At 46.8% G+C, this 1,129-nt stretch carries 1 protein-coding gene; it reads right to left on the bottom strand.

What is annotated here, in order from left to right:
• On the bottom strand, positions 1 to 1,018 hold a 1,018-nt coding region (locus R7M72_RS25430; protein ID WP_318056502.1), incomplete at its 3' end, for an MSHA biogenesis protein MshI.
• Positions 1,019 to 1,129: the final 111 nt, after the last annotated feature.

Genomic DNA, 1,129 nt, shown 5'->3' with positions numbered 1-1,129 from the left:
CAATCGCGATTTCATCTTCCAAACCTTCACTTTGCCAAGACACGTAGCCGTAAGACAACAGAATCACTGCAGCAGCCGCGCCCCAAGAAATCGCCACATTTTTTAGCGTAAGGAGATCTTTTTTCGGCTTTAAATGATCAGGATATAGATTGACGCGTCGATTTGTAGACGCCGCCGCCGCATCCGCAAGCACATGACCAGAGAGTTCATGTTCTTCAGGCAGTAGTGACGATACTTTGGTGCTTAAGCGGTAGTTAAGCGACTGAACCAATTCGTTCTCATCTTCTTCATCACAGCACACTTTCAATTGGTGTAACTGAACCTGACGAAGCTGAGCAGAGAGGTAGTCTATCGAACGTTGTAGCTCCAGAGACAAACTGTCCATCTGTAGCTCGCTTGACGGTACGCCAGTAAGAGGAGGTGTCACGCTACGAATCGAACGATGGAATGCAATGGTGTGCTCAACAAAAGCACTGATGCGGAAATGCCCACGCGCGCTACGTTGCAGCAACAAAAAGTTACCAAGCTCACCAGCGGTATCACCCCAAACATCATCTTCCGGAATGATCGCTTCTAACGGCAATTGAGCACGACTAGCCAGTAGCACAATTTTATCAAGCATCTTTCTTGATAAAACATAAGCTTGCACTTTACTTGAGTTTGGTAGCTCTACCGCATCAGCGATGATGTCGATGGCACGCTCAGAAATAAGCTCTTTGAGTAAAAACGGCAGCGCCGCCGACCACTCTTGGCGTGGCATGGCTGGCTTGTCGATTTGATACATCTGATAGTAGTTGTGTGACAGCACTACGGTCAGAGAATCATAAGCGCTCGCGGCAACGCTTAACGCTTGCTCAACAGCGCGTTCCCAATTTGATTCAGAAATTTCAAACTGAGACGGACGGCCACTTTTAGCTGGTGATGATAAATAAACTGCGTCTGGCTGAATAACCAAAAAGCAAGAGCGACCACCACCAGATGATCGCATCAGCTTGTCGAATACTGCTTTAAATTCCATGATTATTATCTTTATTTTTTCCGCCAGCGATTTCGTCTTCCCAATTTAACTTGGGATTCTGATTGAGAATGTTGCGCTGTTTGTGGGCGAGGAAGATATTGCTGCTCTGCA

This window comes from Vibrio sp. YT-18, from assembly GCF_033337345.1.
GTDB classification, from domain to species: domain Bacteria; phylum Pseudomonadota; class Gammaproteobacteria; order Enterobacterales; family Vibrionaceae; genus Vibrio; species Vibrio alginolyticus.
Note: the sequence above shows the minus strand (reverse complement) of the source record. Positions and strands in the feature narration are given on the sequence as shown.